The sequence below is a fragment of the Campylobacter concisus genome (genome assembly GCF_003048905.1).
Taxonomy (GTDB): domain Bacteria; phylum Campylobacterota; class Campylobacteria; order Campylobacterales; family Campylobacteraceae; genus Campylobacter_A; species Campylobacter_A concisus_V.
This window is the reverse complement of the sequence record NZ_PIRO01000001.1, coordinates 825,860-840,488: the sequence shown is the minus strand read 5'-3', so window position 1 is coordinate 840,488 and position 14,629 is coordinate 825,860. Positions and strand designations below refer to the sequence as shown.

General features: G+C 35.5%; 16 protein-coding genes and 1 pseudogene. 7 read left to right on the top strand and 10 right to left on the bottom strand.

Going from position 1 to position 14,629, the window contains the following annotated elements; genetic code table 11:
• Positions 1–3: 3 nt before the first annotated feature.
• From CVS95_RS04290 to glmM, 3 genes are read right to left on the bottom strand one after another with little or no spacing between them, the layout of a single operon-like run.
• Complete coding sequence (locus CVS95_RS04290; RefSeq protein ID WP_107695687.1) at positions 4–366, bottom strand: NINE protein; 363 nt, start codon at positions 364–366, stop codon at positions 4–6.
• Positions 356–808: a signal peptidase II gene (gene lspA / locus CVS95_RS04285; protein WP_107695686.1), complete on the bottom strand. Its 453-nt coding sequence runs from the start codon at positions 806–808 to the stop codon at positions 356–358. Before lspA ends, CVS95_RS04290 begins: the two co-directional genes overlap by 11 nt.
• Positions 801–2,141 (bottom strand): phosphoglucosamine mutase, encoded by a 1,341-nt coding sequence (glmM, locus tag CVS95_RS04280; RefSeq protein ID WP_107695685.1) that lies wholly within the window; start codon positions 2,139–2,141, stop codon positions 801–803. Before glmM ends, lspA begins: the two co-directional genes overlap by 8 nt.
• Before the next feature lie 158 nt (positions 2,142–2,299).
• Here glmM and rpsT point away from each other — a divergent pair, with 158 nt between their 5' ends.
• The 4 genes and pseudogenes from rpsT to CVS95_RS09755 form a co-directional block, all read left to right on the top strand.
• Positions 2,300–2,569, top strand: a complete 270-nt coding sequence (gene rpsT, locus CVS95_RS04275; protein WP_004317319.1) for a 30S ribosomal protein S20 — start codon at positions 2,300–2,302, stop codon at positions 2,567–2,569.
• A gap of 13 nt (positions 2,570–2,582) precedes the next feature.
• Positions 2,583–3,650, top strand: a complete 1,068-nt coding sequence (gene prfA, locus CVS95_RS04270) for a peptide chain release factor 1 (RefSeq protein ID WP_107695684.1) — start codon at positions 2,583–2,585, stop codon at positions 3,648–3,650.
• A gap of 343 nt (positions 3,651–3,993) precedes the next feature.
• A complete protein-coding gene (locus tag CVS95_RS04265; RefSeq protein ID WP_087577238.1) occupies positions 3,994–4,413 on the top strand; it encodes a TOBE domain-containing protein in 420 nt (139 codons plus the stop codon).
• Positions 4,414–4,574: 161 nt separating this feature from the next.
• Positions 4,575–4,784, top strand: a pseudogene (locus tag CVS95_RS09755) (flavocytochrome c); the annotation flags it as partial.
• Between the two features lie 27 nt (positions 4,785–4,811).
• Here the strand turns inward: CVS95_RS09755 and CVS95_RS04255 are convergent.
• Entirely contained in the window at positions 4,812–5,039 is a 228-nt protein-coding gene (locus CVS95_RS04255) for a replication/maintenance protein RepL (protein WP_072594035.1), read from the bottom strand.
• Position 5,040: 1 nt separating this feature from the next.
• Entirely contained in the window at positions 5,041–5,406 is a 366-nt protein-coding gene (locus CVS95_RS04250) for a diacylglycerol kinase (protein ID WP_107695683.1), read from the bottom strand.
• A 53-nt stretch (positions 5,407–5,459) separates the two neighbouring features.
• Between CVS95_RS04250 and CVS95_RS04245 the strand changes: the two genes are divergently transcribed.
• Positions 5,460–6,218, top strand: a complete 759-nt coding sequence (locus CVS95_RS04245) for an exodeoxyribonuclease III (protein ID WP_107695682.1) — start codon at positions 5,460–5,462, stop codon at positions 6,216–6,218.
• A 3-nt stretch (positions 6,219–6,221) separates the two neighbouring features.
• Here CVS95_RS04245 and CVS95_RS04240 read toward each other — a convergent pair whose 3' ends face one another.
• The gene (locus tag CVS95_RS04240; RefSeq protein ID WP_107695681.1) at positions 6,222–8,642 is read right to left on the bottom strand and encodes a GGDEF domain-containing phosphodiesterase; all 2,421 of its coding nucleotides are present in this window, start codon (positions 8,640–8,642) and stop codon (positions 6,222–6,224) included.
• Positions 8,632–9,504, bottom strand: coding sequence for a cytochrome-c peroxidase (locus CVS95_RS04235; protein WP_107695680.1), 873 nt, complete (start codon positions 9,502–9,504; stop codon positions 8,632–8,634). Before CVS95_RS04235 ends, CVS95_RS04240 begins: the two co-directional genes overlap by 11 nt.
• Positions 9,505–9,645: 141 nt before the next feature.
• Here CVS95_RS04235 and CVS95_RS04230 point away from each other — a divergent pair, with 141 nt between their 5' ends.
• A complete protein-coding gene (locus CVS95_RS04230; protein WP_107695679.1) occupies positions 9,646–10,074 on the top strand; it encodes a type II secretion system protein in 429 nt (142 codons plus the stop codon).
• Between the two features lie 145 nt (positions 10,075–10,219).
• Positions 10,220–11,551: an MATE family efflux transporter gene (locus CVS95_RS04225; RefSeq protein WP_107695678.1), complete on the top strand. Its 1,332-nt coding sequence runs from the start codon at positions 10,220–10,222 to the stop codon at positions 11,549–11,551.
• Here the strand turns inward: CVS95_RS04225 and CVS95_RS04220 are convergent.
• From CVS95_RS04220 to CVS95_RS04210, 3 genes are read right to left on the bottom strand one after another with little or no spacing between them, the layout of a single operon-like run.
• Complete coding sequence (locus CVS95_RS04220; RefSeq protein WP_054195991.1) at positions 11,532–12,338, bottom strand: metal ABC transporter permease; 807 nt, start codon at positions 12,336–12,338, stop codon at positions 11,532–11,534. The genes CVS95_RS04225 and CVS95_RS04220 overlap by 20 nt on opposite strands.
• Before the next feature lies 1 nt (position 12,339).
• Positions 12,340–13,125 carry a metal ABC transporter ATP-binding protein gene (locus CVS95_RS04215; RefSeq protein WP_103641368.1) on the bottom strand — a complete coding sequence of 262 codons (786 nt, stop codon included), beginning with the start codon at positions 13,123–13,125 and terminating at the stop codon, positions 12,340–12,342.
• The gene (locus CVS95_RS04210; RefSeq protein WP_107695677.1) at positions 13,122–14,627 is read right to left on the bottom strand and encodes a nickel/cobalt transporter; all 1,506 of its coding nucleotides are present in this window, start codon (positions 14,625–14,627) and stop codon (positions 13,122–13,124) included. The genes CVS95_RS04215 and CVS95_RS04210 overlap by 4 nt, the downstream gene beginning before the upstream one ends.
• Positions 14,628–14,629: the final 2 nt, after the last annotated feature.

Below are 14,629 nucleotides of genomic sequence, written 5' to 3'. Positions count from 1 at the left end.
TCCTTATCTAAAAAGTATCTCTTTTCTAGCTTCAAATTCAGCCTTGCTGATCGCACCACTCTCAAAAAGCTCGTAAAGCCTTTTTAAGTCGTCCTCTTTATCTTTTAGTTTTAGTCTCTCGTTTAGCTCGGTCTTTTGTAAATTTTTATCCACACCACTGCCGACTAAAAATGCGTCGATGATCCACCAGATAAACCAGATAGCTAAAAATATATATCCAATAAGGATGATTTGCAAAGAGTAACCGATAAAAAATAGTCCCATCATTAAAAAGCCAGTGATAAATTTACCAAGGTAAATTCTATGCGCTCCAAGCCAGCCAGTAAGTAGCCAAAGCGCGTATGCGACGTAGATATTATTTCCCACTCTCTCTCCTTTTTCTAAAACTTTGCCAAAGTATCATCACGACGCAAAGATCGATCATCACATCAGCGAAGTTAAAGACCGCGAAGTTAAACCACTTGTGCCAAAAGACGTAATCCACGACGCCGCCATGGATAAATCTATCTGTGATGTTTGAGCTGCCAGCTCCTAGCAAAGCTCCAAGCCAAATGGCGTGCGAGCAAAGCAGCTTTTTTTCGACTACCAGATAGACAAAAACGCCTAGAATGAGGGCTATCTGGATAAATTTTAGCCACTCATCTAAAAAGGCAAACATCGAAAACGCAACACCCTTATTATATGTAAGAACTAGCGAAAAAAACTCTCCGTCCCACGAAAAACCATCTATAAATATCATCTTTATCGCTTGATCAACGATAAAAATGAGAAAAAACGCGATGAAAAATTTAACTAAGCTTTTACGCATTTAAGGCTTTTATGAAAAATTTCTCAACTTCATCCATGCGTTTTTCAACTAAAGTTTGATTTTTGCCCTCAAGCAAAAGTCTGATCAAATTTTCAGTGCCAGAGTATCTAAAGAGCGATCTTATGCCCTCTTTTGCAAGGCTAGCCTCAAGCTCTTTTAACCCCTCTATCTTATCAAGCGGCTTTTTCTCTGTGATCTTTAAATTTAGTAAAATTTGTGGATATGGCTTTAGCTCGCCAAAAATTTCGCTAGCTTTTTTGCCTTTTTTAAGCATCATCGCGACAACTTGCATCGAGGTAACAAGACCGTCGCCAGTCTTAGCATAGTCATTAAATATCACGTGACCGCTTTGCTCGCCGCCAAAATTTATGCCATTTTCTTTCATCATCTCAAGCACGTATTTATCGCCTACGTTTGAGCGAATTAGCTTGATCTTGTGAGCTTTTAGATAGTCATCAAGTGCGGCGTTACTCATCACCGTAGCCACGATGGCTCCACCTTTTAGCGCCTTTTGCTCGTGTAAAAATGCTGCTAGTGAGCCAAGTATCGCGTCGCCATGCACAACTTCGCCATTTTCATCGACAACGACAAGCCTATCAGCATCGCCGTCAAATGCAAAGCCGATGTCAGCACGAAGCCTTTTTACCTCGCTTGCTAGATCTTCTGGGTGAAGCGCGCCACAGTTTTGGTTGATATTGCTACCATTTGGTTCGTCGTTTATGACGATGACATCAGCTCCAAGCTCGCTAAATACGGTTGGTGCGACCTTGTAAGCAGCTCCGTTTGCCACGTCTAAAACTACTCGTAAATTCTTTAAATTTAACTCTTTTGGGAATGAATTTTTGATTTGCACGATATATCTGCCGATAACATCGTCGATCCTCTTGTTTGCGCCGATCTCTGTCATTGTTTTTTGGGCGTTTGCGATGAGCTCATCGTCGTAGAAGATTTTTTCTATCTCAGCCTCTATCGTCTCATCAAGCTTGTTGCCAAAGCTATCAAAAAATTTGATGCCGTTATCGTAGTATGGGTTGTGTGAGGCGCTTATCATGATGCCAGCGTCACAGCGCATATTCTCTGTTAAAAATGCGATCGCAGGCGTTGGCATAGGACCTATTTGAAGGACGTTGTAGCCAACCGCAGTTAGCCCTGCAACAATTGCAGTTTCGATCATATAGCCACTTTTTCTAGTATCTTTCCCAACCAAAATCACATTTGTAGCTGAGGTCTTTCTGAAATAAATTCCAGCTGCCATTGCAAGACGCATAGATGTTTGGGCTGAGAGTTTTTCGCCTGCCTTACCACGAACACCATCTGTTCCAAATAGTTTCATAAATTTATCCTTTTTATTATAAAATTGTGCTATTTTATCAGAATTTACCTAATTTAAAATCTAAAATTTTACTTTACATTAAGGATGACTTAAATTAAGGTTAAATTTATTATATCTTTAATATAATCACCGACTAAAATTATTCAAAAAGGTATATTATGGCAAACCATAAATCTGCTGAAAAAAGAGCTAGACAAACTATAAAAAGAACAGAAAGAAATAGATTTTACCGCACAAGACTTAAAAATATAACAAAAGCAGTGCGTGTAGCTGTAGAAGCTAAAGATCTAAATGCTGCAAATGAAGCTTTAAAAGTTGCTAATAAAAGTATCCACAGCTTCGTAAGTAGAGGCTTTTTGAAGAAACAAACTGCTGCTCGTCGCGTTAGTCGTCTTGCACAATTAGTAAATACTCTAAAAGCTGCTTAATTTATAAAATTTAATGTTTGCTGATAAACTTCATCCATTTTTGGATCGCTATAATGAAATTTCTACGCTTCTTAGCGATCCAAATATAGCAAACGATATCGAAAAGATGACAAAGCTCTCAAAAGAGCAATCATCTATCGAACCAGTCGCATCTGCTGCAACAAAATATCTAGAAATTTTAAAAGACATCGATGAAAATAAAGCCCTACTTGAAGATTCTGAGCTTGGTGAGCTTGCAAAAGAGGAGCTTAAAAATTTAGAAATTTCAAGAGAGAAGCTTGAAGAAGAGATAAAAATTTTACTTCTTCCAAAAGATCCAAATGATGATAAAAATATATTTTTAGAAATTCGCGCAGGTACTGGTGGCGATGAGGCTGCGCTATTTGTTGGAGATCTTTTTAATGCTTACATTAGATATGCAGAGCTTCGAGGATATAAATTTGAGATAGTTAGCCAAAGCGAAGGCAATACTGGCGGTTTTAAAGAGATCATCGTGCTTATAAAAGGCAAAGGCGCTTACTCAAGACTAAAATTTGAAGGTGGTACACACAGAGTTCAGCGTGTACCAGAGACTGAGAGCCAGGGCAGGGTGCATACTTCAGCTGTGACTGTGGCTATCATGCCAGAGGTTGAGGATAGTGAGATCGAGATCAATCCAAATGATATAAGAGTCGATGTGATGAGAAGCTCAGGCCATGGCGGTCAGTCAGTAAATACAACTGATAGTGCCGTTAGGATCACGCACATACCAACTGGACTTGTTGTCACAAACCAAGATGGCAAGAGTCAGCACAAAAATAAAGAAGCTGCGATGAAGGTGCTAAAAGCTAGACTTTACGAGATGCAAGAGCAAGAGAGACTTGCAAAAGAAACTAGTGAGCGAAAGAGTCAGGTCGGCACTGGAGACCGCTCAGGCAGGATAAGAACTTATAACTATCCGCAAAACCGCATAAGCGATCACCGTATAAATTTAACACTTTACCGCCTTGATGCGATTATGGCTGCTGGATTATTTGACGAGATCATCGAGCCACTTATTACGCATTATCAAGCAGAAGCTATGCTAGAAGCTGGCATTTAAACTTTCAAATTTCTATTTCAAATTTTATAATTTATTTCTTTACCTAAAAATATTGCTTTAGCTTAAAATACTTTTAAATTTACCAATCTTTAAAGTCAAATTTACAAGAATTTTACAAAAATAGATATTTAGAAGTAGTAGTTAGTAATATTTTTTCTCGTTTTTTTAAAATAATATAAATTAAATTTTTAGATTTTATTTCTCAAATAGCGATTTCTAGGGCATTTAAAAGTATAAAATTTTTATTTTTGATATTATAATTTTGTATAAATAGTTTTTAAGTTTTGCTTAATAATTCTACCTTACAATTTCACCATAATTTAATTCAAAACAAGGAGACAAAATGTCAATAAGTGCAAGAAATCAACTAAATGTTGAGATATCAGAAGTAAGAACAGGTGCGGTAAATTCGCTAATATCTGCTAAGCTTGCAGGCGGTGAGGTGCTAAAAGCAACTGTTACGGTTGATAGTGAAAAAGGTCTTGATCTTAAAGTTGGCAAAAAAGCTATCTTTTTATTCAAAGCTTCAAGCGTTATCGTTTCAAAAGATGACAGCATCAAACTTAGCGCTACAAACCAAATCAAAGGCGTTGTTAGCGAGATAAAAGACGGAGCTGTAAATGCTGAAGTTATTATCGATGTAAATGGCAGCAAAATTTCAGCTATCATCACAAGAGAGTCAGTTAGCAGCCTAGCTTTAAAAGTGGGAGATAAAGTAACTGCGATCATTAAAGCAACTCAAATTATAGTTGGTGTTAAATAATTTACGGAGCAATTTTGCTCCGTTCTTCTAAGCTAAATTCTATTTTTAAGCTAAAATCTAAAATACTCTAAAATTTATCAACAAAATTATAAATTTAAATAAGTCGTAGTGAATATTTTTTAGAAAATTTATAGCTAAAATTTATATTATTTTTTACTTTTATAGCCTATCCGCCATTTTAAGCAGAGCATGGCACACCAAAAGTTCACCACACAAGTGGGCTAAATATCAACACAAAAGCCCAAGTTATAAGCTCTTAAACTTGTAGCTGGTGAGATCACAGGTGGCGTTCATGACGCTAGCCGTCTAGGGTCGTCGTGATAACTAACTACTTAACATTTGGAATGATCAATGCTGAGACTATCGGCTAAAAAGAGGTAGTAAGCGTTTGCTTGCCACTATAAATTTTTAAATCTATAAACTCCATTTTTCACTCGCTCGAAAATTTTCTTCTCTTCAAGCAGCTTAAAGGTATTTATTACGGTTGGTTTGCTCACGTCTAGCTTTTCACAAATTTCTGAAATTTTTACTACAATAAAGCCATTTTCATCACAGCTTTTAACTAGCAAATTTATAATTTCTACCTTTTTCTCGCCAATGATTGCCTTGTAAATTTCTTCATTCATGCTAGCTCCAAATTTTATATCCTATCGCTACGCACCAAAGCGCGCCACATAAGAAATTTGCGATCATTACAGCTGCACTTCCTGCATCTTTTGCCGCCTTTGCTAGGGTGTGATAGTCTGGGCTTGCAAGATCAGTTACTCGCTCTAAGCCTGAGTTTAGGCACTCGCAAACTAGCACAAATGCCATGCTAAATATCAAAAATAGATTAAAAACAAGGCCAAAATTCCAAAAAAATAGCGATAGTGCTGCTAATAAAAATATGCAAATTTCTATGCGAAAGCTCTTTTCATTTTTAAAAATTTCAGCCAAACCCTCTCTTGCGTAGCCAAAATTTTTTAAAAATTTATACTCTGGCTGGTTTCTCATAATTTTCCTTTTTGTGATTTTTGGCATAATTATAATTAAAAAAAGGATGAAATTTGAAACTTATTAGCTGGAATGTAAATGGCCTTAGAGCACTTGTAACAAAAGATGGTTTTGCATGGCTTACTGAGCAAAAGCCTGATTTTTTGGCGCTTCAAGAGATTAAAGTTAAAGAAAGTGACGTGCCAAAGGAAATTTACAACCTTGGCTTTAAAGATATAAGTGTAAACTCAGGTGAGAGGGCCGGATACTCTGGCGTGATGAGCCTAGCAAATTTTGATATTTCGACACAAAAGGCAGTTTTTTTCGACGATACGGAGGGGCGTGTTTTGGAACATAGATTTAATGATATCGTGCTTTTTAATATCTATTTTCCAAACGGACAAAAGGATGACGAGCGCCTAGCCTATAAAATGGACTTTTACGAGAAATTTCTAGCTTACTGCAAAGAACTTGTAAAAAGCGGTAAAGAGGTGATATTTTGTGGCGATGTAAATACTGCTCACCGTGAGATCGACCTTAAAAATCCAAAGGCAAATGCCAAAACTTCAGGCTTTTTACCTATCGAGCGAGCGTGGATCGACGAGGTGCTAAAAAGTGGCTTTATCGATACCTTTAGAGCCGTAAATGGCGACGTAGCGGACGCTTACTCGTGGTGGAGCTACCGTTTTAATGCAAGGGCTAAAAACGTCGGTTGGAGGATTGATTATTTCTTTATCTCGCAAGGATTAAAAGATAGGTTAAAAGACGCATTTATCTTGCCAGAGATCACAGGCAGCGACCACTGCCCAGTTGGGATAGATATAGAAATTTAGCCACTATTCCATTCTGCGAGGCTTGCCTAGTAAGAAGCCTTGTGCGTAAGGTATTCCAAAATTTTTGATTTGGTTTAAAATTTCTTCCGAACTTGCAAACTCGGCTACTATTTTGTAGCCTTGTTTTTTCGCAAAGCTTACGATGGTTTCTACTAGAACTCTAGCATTTTCATCAAATGGAAGCTTTTTGATTATCGAGCCATCTATCTTTATGGTGTCTATATCAAGCTCCAAAATTCGGTAATAGTTTGAGTATCCTGAGCCAAAGTCATCAATCGAAATTTTACATCCATAGCCCTTGACGCGTTTTATAAAAGAATTTACCGCAACATAGTCGCTAAGCTCTTCACTCTCTAGCATTTCAAAGCAAATTTTATTAGGATCTTTGCACTCGTTTAGCTTGCTCTCTATAAGCTCCCTCATGCTAGCATCAGCAATATCGGTAATTGATAAATTTATTGAGAACATATAATCTGGATATCTTTTGGCTAGATCAAACGCAAGACTTATCACCTTTTTGGTTATTTGCGGATATAGTTGCGTTTTCATGGCAATATCTAAAAATTCGCCCGGATAGTGTATCTTACCATTTTGATCGATTATACGAACCAAGACTTCATAATACTTTGCTTCGGTCTCATTTTCTTCTAAGTTAAAGATACCTTGTGCTTCTACGATAACTCTATCGTTTTCTAACGCATCTTCGATTAGCTGAACTGCCAGCTGGTTTTTGTGATATTTCATCTCAATGGCGTCATTTTCTAGATAGTAGTAAATATTGCTACCATTTTCTATTGCGAGCTGATTTGCAAGGACTGATTGCATTAGGCGGTTAGTTTGTGGGGTATCGTTTGGCAATGAAACACCAAACACCATCTTTATGCCTGGTAAGTTTTCAAATTTTTCATCAATAGCAACATTTATTCTATTTGAACCAAAATATTCTCTAATATATTCAATATCTCTTACGATATTGTCGCCTTCATACCATATATAAAATGCGTCATCTTGAAATCTAAATAGCTTTGCTTTTATCTCAGAAGTATCTATGCAAAGCTTTAGTGTATCAGCTACTGCTTTTAGCATTGCATCGATAATCTTAGTTTGATAAAAGAATCTTAAAATTTTAAAATTTTTAATGCTTAAGCAAATGAGCACTCCATCTTTTTGCGCGTCTAAAATTTCAGTTAAAGCAAAGTAGTTGCCAAAGCCTGTTAGCTTATCGATTGAAGATTGTATTTTTATTTGTTCATTTTTTTGAGTCAGCTCGTTTAGTATCAGCGTCTCTTTAGTCCTATCAAGCTTTATGGCTATATAGCCCTCAAATTTATTTTTAAAGAAAAATGGCGAAAATTTTACCTTTTCATATAAAAAATCACCACTTTTTGTTCTGCTTATAAGCTCATCGCTCTCCCAAGGTAGAGATTTTTGCAGAGCCTCTTTTATGGATTCATAAAAGCTTTGTGGGTGCATATATGATTTTAGTATTCTAGGATTTTTGCCAATTAATTCTTTTAGCTTGTAGCCAGTTTTTTCTTCAAAGGTTTTATTTACATATGAAATTCTATTGTATTTATCGCAATAGACAACAGAGCTATGATCGTTTTCAACCGTAGATCTTAAGAGTTTTATCTGTCTTAAACGCTCTGAGGCTATTTTAATTTGATAGAGACCAAATGAACAAAATATTATAAATGTAAGTAAGCAGATTGTTTGAGCTATTTTTGCGTTATTCACCTCATCAGAGTGAAATTCTAGGATTTTGTTTCTAAAATTTTCTATCAGATTATCAAGGTGTAGCTCTTTTACGCTATTTGAGATTGTATGTAAAGTTTTTGTAGCTTGAGCTGCATAAAGTATCTTGTCTAATACATTTTGAGCTTTTTGGTTATCTTTATACTCGTTTTTATACATTTTTATTTGCTTTGAAATTTCATCTATTACTTTAGGACTAAGCATCAAAGCACCTTTTATTGCATAAAATATAGGCTCAAGCTTGTTTGGAAGTGCGAGATTTTGTATCTCATATTGACTTATTTGGATATAAGAATCTATAGATGAGTTTACATAAGCTGATCTTTGCGCAAAAAATACTTTCTTGCTAAATGTATCTTTTATGTTTTGTAGATCTTTTGTTATTTCATTTTGATGAAACAACATCATCTCATCGCTAAGCATTGAAAGGTTGCTCAAATTTGTATCAAAAGAATTTATGTCAGCGTTGAGTTTGTCGTAGTTCGAGACATCATAAATATTATTCAAAGAAAAAGTTATCTCATTGTCTATAAATTTTAGATTTAAAATTCCATCATCAAATTTATGAGCCGTATCAATGGCTATATTTGCTTTATATATAAAAAATGCACTAATGAAAAATATAGCTGTTAAGACGCTAAGTACGGTTCTTGTTCGTTTAGTACTCATTTAGTATCCTAGGCTTTTTACCATTTAATGTCAGAAAAAATGAGTATAAAGCATCAATTTCATCTTTGCTAAGCTCATATCCTAGCTGATAATTACTAATAAAGCTTATAGCCTCTTTTAGATCATTTATCTCTCCATGAGATAAATATGGAGCAGTCTTTGTAATATTTCTTAGTGATGGCACTCTTCTTAATCTTTTGTTTGCATCTAAGGCAGAAATTCTTTCTCGACCAATATCTTGTGTCAAATTTCCTCCTAAATTTCTACCATTATGACAAGCAGCACAGCCTATATTATTAAATATCTCAAATCCTTTCTTTGCACTATCATCTATGGCATTGTTATCACCTGATATAAAACGATCAAATGGCGAATCAACACTCAAGACAGCCTTTTCAAACTCAGCTATTGCATCTGCAATATTATCAAAATTAATGCCGTCATTATAAATTTTTTTAAATAAAATTTTGTACTCAGAGATATTATTTACAGATTCCACTATCTTGTCGTTATCCGAGTTTAGTTCTATTCTAGAAGTTATGGACTCTTTTACTTGATCTTTTAAATTGCTAATCTTTGCATCGCTATAAAATAGATAGTTTGCTGCAGCATTTAATATGGTTGGAGGATTTAAAGTGCCTTTTTCCATGCTATCTTGGTTGCTTCCGCTTAAATTCCAATACAAGTTGTGACAAGTTTGGCAAGAGTAGTTTTCATTTGGGCTTAGTCTTTTGTCAAAAAAGAGTTTTTTACCAAGCAGAGCCTTTTCTTCATTATATTTTACTACCGTGAGAGGTTTGTAGGATTCATATTTACAAAATGAAATCGTGATGATAAATAGACAAAGTATAAAGCCCTTCATAACGCCCCTAATTTTTAATTTTCTTTTTTATATCGGCAAATTTTTGATTTTTTATATAGTACATTATTTTATTGTTTTTTTGAAATTTATGATACAATTCGCTCGATTTAGAAAATATTTATATTTCAGGGAGGAGAAGTCATGAAAAAAGGCTTTACGATGATTGAGTTGATCTTCGTGATCGTTATATTGGGTATATTAGCTGCGGTTGCTATACCAAAACTAGCTGCAACAAGGGATGATGCAGAGATATCAAAAACTGCTTCAAATATACAAACACTTATTTCGGACTTGGGTTCTTACTATACTTCGCAAGGCGAATTTGCTAGTGATCCTAAAAAGATGTCAAATGTTAAGACCCCAGTAAATGCAAAAAATGATAAATGTCTAGAAGTGGGTACAGGAAACAATACTAATGGTGAGATAGGAATAACTATAAAAACAGATGGTCTTTGCAAACAAGTTTGGGAATTACCAGGCTTAGCAGACGTTAAAGCTCTAATCGAAAGTAGCGACAACAAGACAGCTAATACACTTAAATTCGGCGGCATGGGCATAAAATATAAATAAAATTTAGCAAGGTATTTTCCTTGCTTTTTATTATTTAAACTATTAAAAGACTTTGATACAACACAAACGGTCAGAAGCATTAATTTTCAAAAATTTAGCCAAATCTCTTTCACAAATTTTAAAGATAAAAACGTAAAATCTGAGCATGGATTTACTAAAAGACCCACTAAATAAGCTTATCATCTCACTATCACTCCCAGCTGGCACCGCAATGATGTTTAATACTCTTTATAACGTTACTGGTACATTTTTTGCAGCAAAAATTTCTACCCTTGCCGTAGCTGGTATGGCTATGAGCTTTTTGCTTTATCTAAGTATTGTAGGCATTGGGCTTGGTTTTGGCTCAGCACTAACTGCGCTAATAGGCAATAGTCTTGGAGCAGGAAAGGTAAAAATGGCTAAATTTTATGCAGCAAATGGAATTATCTTTGTGTTAGTATTTGCTATTTTTATAGGATTTTGTGGCTATTTTTTAGCACCAAATTTACTCACTTTTTTAGGAGCCGATCATCACTATTTAAAAGAGGCGCTTGATTACGCGGGTGTTATCTTTCTTGCTGCACCATTTTTCTTGATTATCAAATCTCTAAACGGAGTGCTTGTAGCGCTTGGAGATACAAAAAGTTACCGCAATTGGCTATTTTATGGCCTTTTTATCAATGCATTTTTTTGCTACTTTTTTGCATTCATTTTGGATCTTGGCGTAAAAGGACTTGCTCTAGCAACGGCTTGTGTTCAGCTTTTGGGCATGATCTACCTTTTTGTAAAAGTTAAAAAAGCTAAGATGATCGAGCCAAGAAATTTAAGCTATTTTGTGCCAAATTTTAGTATTTGGGCAAAGATTACAAAGCAAGCTTTACCGGCTTGTTTGAACTATCTATCAATGTCGCTTGGCTCACTTGTGCTTTTAAAATTTATAAGCTACTATGGCGTAAATGCCGTAGCGGGGTACGGTATAGCTTTAAGGATAGAGCAAATTTTGGTATTGCCGACCATTGGTATGGCCGCAGCAGTTTTAAGTATCGTTTCAAGAAACTATGGCGCTAAAAATTTTAAAAGAGCTAAACAATGCTATAAAATTTCGCTTCTTTTTTTACTTATTTATTGTACATTTGCTTGTGTTTTTATTAGATTTTTTGGTGAAGATATGATAAGAATTTTTGATGATACGCCGGCAGTTTTGGAGATAGCAGGGCTTTATCTTGGTATAAATTCTCTTGCTTACGTAGCTTATGGCACGATAAATGTCTCAGGCAGCACTCTTCAGGCCATAAAACGCCCAGTGGCCATCTTTTTGCTAAATGGATTTAGGCAATTCGTACTTCAAGGATCACTTTTTTACGCGGTAGTCTTCTATTTTGATCTTGAGATAAAATTTATATGGCTGGCTCTATTTTTTAGTGTCTATCTCACAGCCATTTGCTTCGTCTTTTGGACGCTTTATCAGTTAAGAATGGCTACTGACGTAAGCTTTTAAATTTAAAACAAAATGCAAAAAAGCAAAGTGAAGCAACTAAGATTATGCTAGCTCCGCCTGTTAGGTTAAAATAAAAGCTAATAAATAGACCGCTAAAGCAAAAAACGACTGAAAAGATAGTAGAGATTAACATCATCAGTCCAAGTCTTTTGGCAAAAATTTGTGCTAAATATGGCGGTATAGTAAGAAGAGCGATGACTAGAATCAGCCCAACAACACGAATCGTAGCCACCACACAAAGTGCCATCATACATACTAATAAATAGTGAAAAAATGTTGTATTTACGCCGCGCAACTTTGCAAACTCTGCGTCAAAGCTAATAGCTACAAATTGACGATAAAAAAGGGCAATGAGCGCTAAAAATAAGATATCTAAGATACTCATAAATGTTATATCTTGCCCACTCACTGCTAAAATAGAGCCAAAAAGATAGCTCATGAGATCGGCATTGTATCCCGGAGTTAAATCGATAAAAATGATACCAATAGCCATACCAAATGCCCAAATAGCACCAATAACTGAGTCGATGTTGGTTTTATCTTTTAATGTGATAGTGGCGATTATAAGGGCTAAAAAGAGTGAGAATATACTAGCTCCAAGAAGTGGTTCGAGCGAGAAGAAAAAGGCAAGTCCTATGCCGCCATATGCTCCGTGCGCGATACCACCAGCGATAAAAGTCATTTTATTTATAACAACGAGCGAGCCTATGAGCCCACAAATGATACTAACTAAAATGCCAGCAATAAAGGCATTTTGCATAAAATTTAACTCTAAAATTTCACTCATTTTATCTCTTTAGCTTAAAAACATTACTTTTGATTTTGCACTCACATTCGCCAAGTGCGATCTCGACATCGCAAAAATGGCTATGAGATTTTGCTAAATGCTCTATAAATTCTCTTTTTGCAGTATCTTCATGAGTTTTATGAATATGTAAATTTTTACTCACATAGGCGATTTTTGTAGCATAATTTAGCACGATATTTAGATCGTGACTTACCAAAACTACACCAACACCACTTGCATTTATATTTTTTAAAATTTCATAAATTTCAGCCTGACCCTTTGTATCGATACTAGCTGTCGGCTCGTCTAAAACGAGGACCTTTGCATTTGCACAAAGCGCTCTTGCGATATATACACGCTGTCTTTGACCACCGCTTAGCTCACCAATTCTAGCGCTTGCAAATTCTTTCATGCCAACTTTCTCAAGGGCTGCAAGAGCCATTTGTTTCTCAGCTTGCGAGTAAAAACCAAAAATTTTTTTATCAATTAGCCCCATTAAAACTACTTCTAAAACCATCATCGGAAAGCTTTGATTTGAGAGAAAATTTTGAGGCACATAGCCTATAAATTTACTGACTTCGCTTGGCTCTTTTCCAAAGAGCTTTATCTCGCCACTTTGAGGCTTAAGCAGCCCTAAGATAAGCTTTAAAAGTGTACTTTTGCCACCACCATTTGGACCGATAATAGCTAAAAACTCATCGCTACTATAATCTAAATTGATACCTTCTAAAACCACTTGCTTATCGTAGCTAAAGTTTAAATTTCTAATTTTTATAATTTCTTTCAAAACAGACTCTTTTGCGTAAATGTCGTAGTAAAAATAAAAAGTCCAAGCCAAAGCATAACGCTAAGAGCCATAAATTCGGCATAGATTTTAAACTTTTTTAGCTTAATGTTTGTGCTCTCATTTATCTTGGCTCCAAAAACAGCCGCTAAAAATATCACTGCGCTCATGCCAAGTGCCATAAATACGCCACTTATAACGCCTGCAAAGTAGCTGCCTAGCTCATTTGCTAGCACAAAGACAAGTATCGTACCAGGACAAGGAATAAGTGCCGCAGCAGCTGCAACCAGCCATTCTTCTTTGCTTTTTGGTTTTTTTGTAGTACAGATATTACAGCCACAGTCGCTAGTAAATTTTGTATTTTTACTCAAATTTTGGCTTAAACTTGAGCTAAAAATATAAAATTTATTTAACTCTTTTTTGCCTGAAAGATAAATTTTGACCTTTTTATAAAGCATAAAAATCGCTACAAAAAAGATAATAACGCCAGAAAATGCTGTCGTAACGCTTGCTGTATCTTTTGTCAGATCGCTACTGATCTCACGCAACATCATAAAACTAGCAAGCACAAAAATAAACGCACCCACAACATGTAAAAATCCGATCTTTAAAGAGAAGAAAAAGGCTTTGGCGTAGCTTCCGCCAGTCGCGGCAAAATAAGAGCTTGTAAGCACCTTGCCATGTCCCGCAGATGCAGCGTGTAAAAAGCCATAACCAAATGATATGAGCGCTAAAAATAGCAGAGTCAGCGGACTTTTTTGATCAAAATTTCTTAGAATTTGCTTTAATCTATCAAGCATATTTAGACTTGTTTTTGAAACAAGATCAAACTTAGCTTCATCGATCTTATCGATCTGGCTTAAATTTTCATCTTCAAAATTTACTGAGTTTGGCTCTTTTAGAAGCTCTTTTAATGCAGGCTTTTCGTTATGAGCTTTGGCTGCAGCCTTACTTGAAAATGTAAAAAATATTAAATTTGCATTTGGATTTGGTATCGTCCAAAACTGATCTGATACCAAAAATGCGTTGTTTTGTGTAAATTTAAAATTAAAATATCCCTCTTTATCGTCCATTTCGACAGACACCACAAAGCCATCTTTGATAAGCAAATTTGTCTTAAAACTAACGTCAAATTTTAATCTGCCCTCATCAAAATAGAGTTTATACTTTTTTAAATTTAGCTCAAGCTTTGTAGCATTTTCATCTTTGTAAAAGTACTCGATATTCGTTAAATAGTGCCTTGGTACAAGATAATCAAGTAAATTTAAGCGGATCTTTTTGATCTCGCTTTCATCTATCTTTTCATCCTGATTTAGGTCAAAATTTTGCCTCATAAGCTCTGAGAAATTTTGTGAAAATGTCCATGAAAAAGCAATTGTAGTGATATTGTTTTCGTTTGAGTCAAATTTTACGCTCACGTGAGCGGTCGGGCTATAAAGCGAGCAAAGGGCACACCCGAAGGCATTTATAGCAAAGAAGTAAATAACAATCAGGCGTGCTAACATTT

What these genes read in the sequence shown, in the direction of transcription:
- glmM (WP_107695685.1), bottom strand. Translation starts at nt 2,141, where the DNA reads ATGAAACTATTTGGAACAGATGGTGTTCGTGGTAAGGCAGGCGAAAAA.
- prfA (WP_107695684.1), top strand. Translation starts at nt 2,583, where the DNA reads ATGTTTGCTGATAAACTTCATCCATTTTTGGATCGCTATAATGAAATT.
- CVS95_RS04220 (WP_054195991.1), bottom strand. Translation starts at nt 12,338, where the DNA reads ATGAGTGAAATTTTAGAGTTAAATTTTATGCAAAATGCCTTTATTGCT.
- CVS95_RS04250 (WP_107695683.1), bottom strand. Translation starts at nt 5,406, where the DNA reads ATGAGAAACCAGCCAGAGTATAAATTTTTAAAAAATTTTGGCTACGCA.
- CVS95_RS04230 (WP_107695679.1), top strand. Translation starts at nt 9,646, where the DNA reads ATGAAAAAAGGCTTTACGATGATTGAGTTGATCTTCGTGATCGTTATA.
- CVS95_RS04255 (WP_072594035.1), bottom strand. Translation starts at nt 5,039, where the DNA reads ATGAATGAAGAAATTTACAAGGCAATCATTGGCGAGAAAAAGGTAGAA.
- CVS95_RS04210 (WP_107695677.1), bottom strand. Translation starts at nt 14,627, where the DNA reads ATGTTAGCACGCCTGATTGTTATTTACTTCTTTGCTATAAATGCCTTC.
- CVS95_RS04225 (WP_107695678.1), top strand. Translation starts at nt 10,220, where the DNA reads ATGGATTTACTAAAAGACCCACTAAATAAGCTTATCATCTCACTATCA.
- CVS95_RS04235 (WP_107695680.1), bottom strand. Translation starts at nt 9,504, where the DNA reads ATGAAGGGCTTTATACTTTGTCTATTTATCATCACGATTTCATTTTGT.
- CVS95_RS04240 (WP_107695681.1), bottom strand. Translation starts at nt 8,642, where the DNA reads ATGAGTACTAAACGAACAAGAACCGTACTTAGCGTCTTAACAGCTATA.
- CVS95_RS04265 (WP_087577238.1), top strand. Translation starts at nt 3,994, where the DNA reads ATGTCAATAAGTGCAAGAAATCAACTAAATGTTGAGATATCAGAAGTA.
- lspA (WP_107695686.1), bottom strand. Translation starts at nt 808, where the DNA reads ATGCGTAAAAGCTTAGTTAAATTTTTCATCGCGTTTTTTCTCATTTTT.
- rpsT (WP_004317319.1), top strand. Translation starts at nt 2,300, where the DNA reads ATGGCAAACCATAAATCTGCTGAAAAAAGAGCTAGACAAACTATAAAA.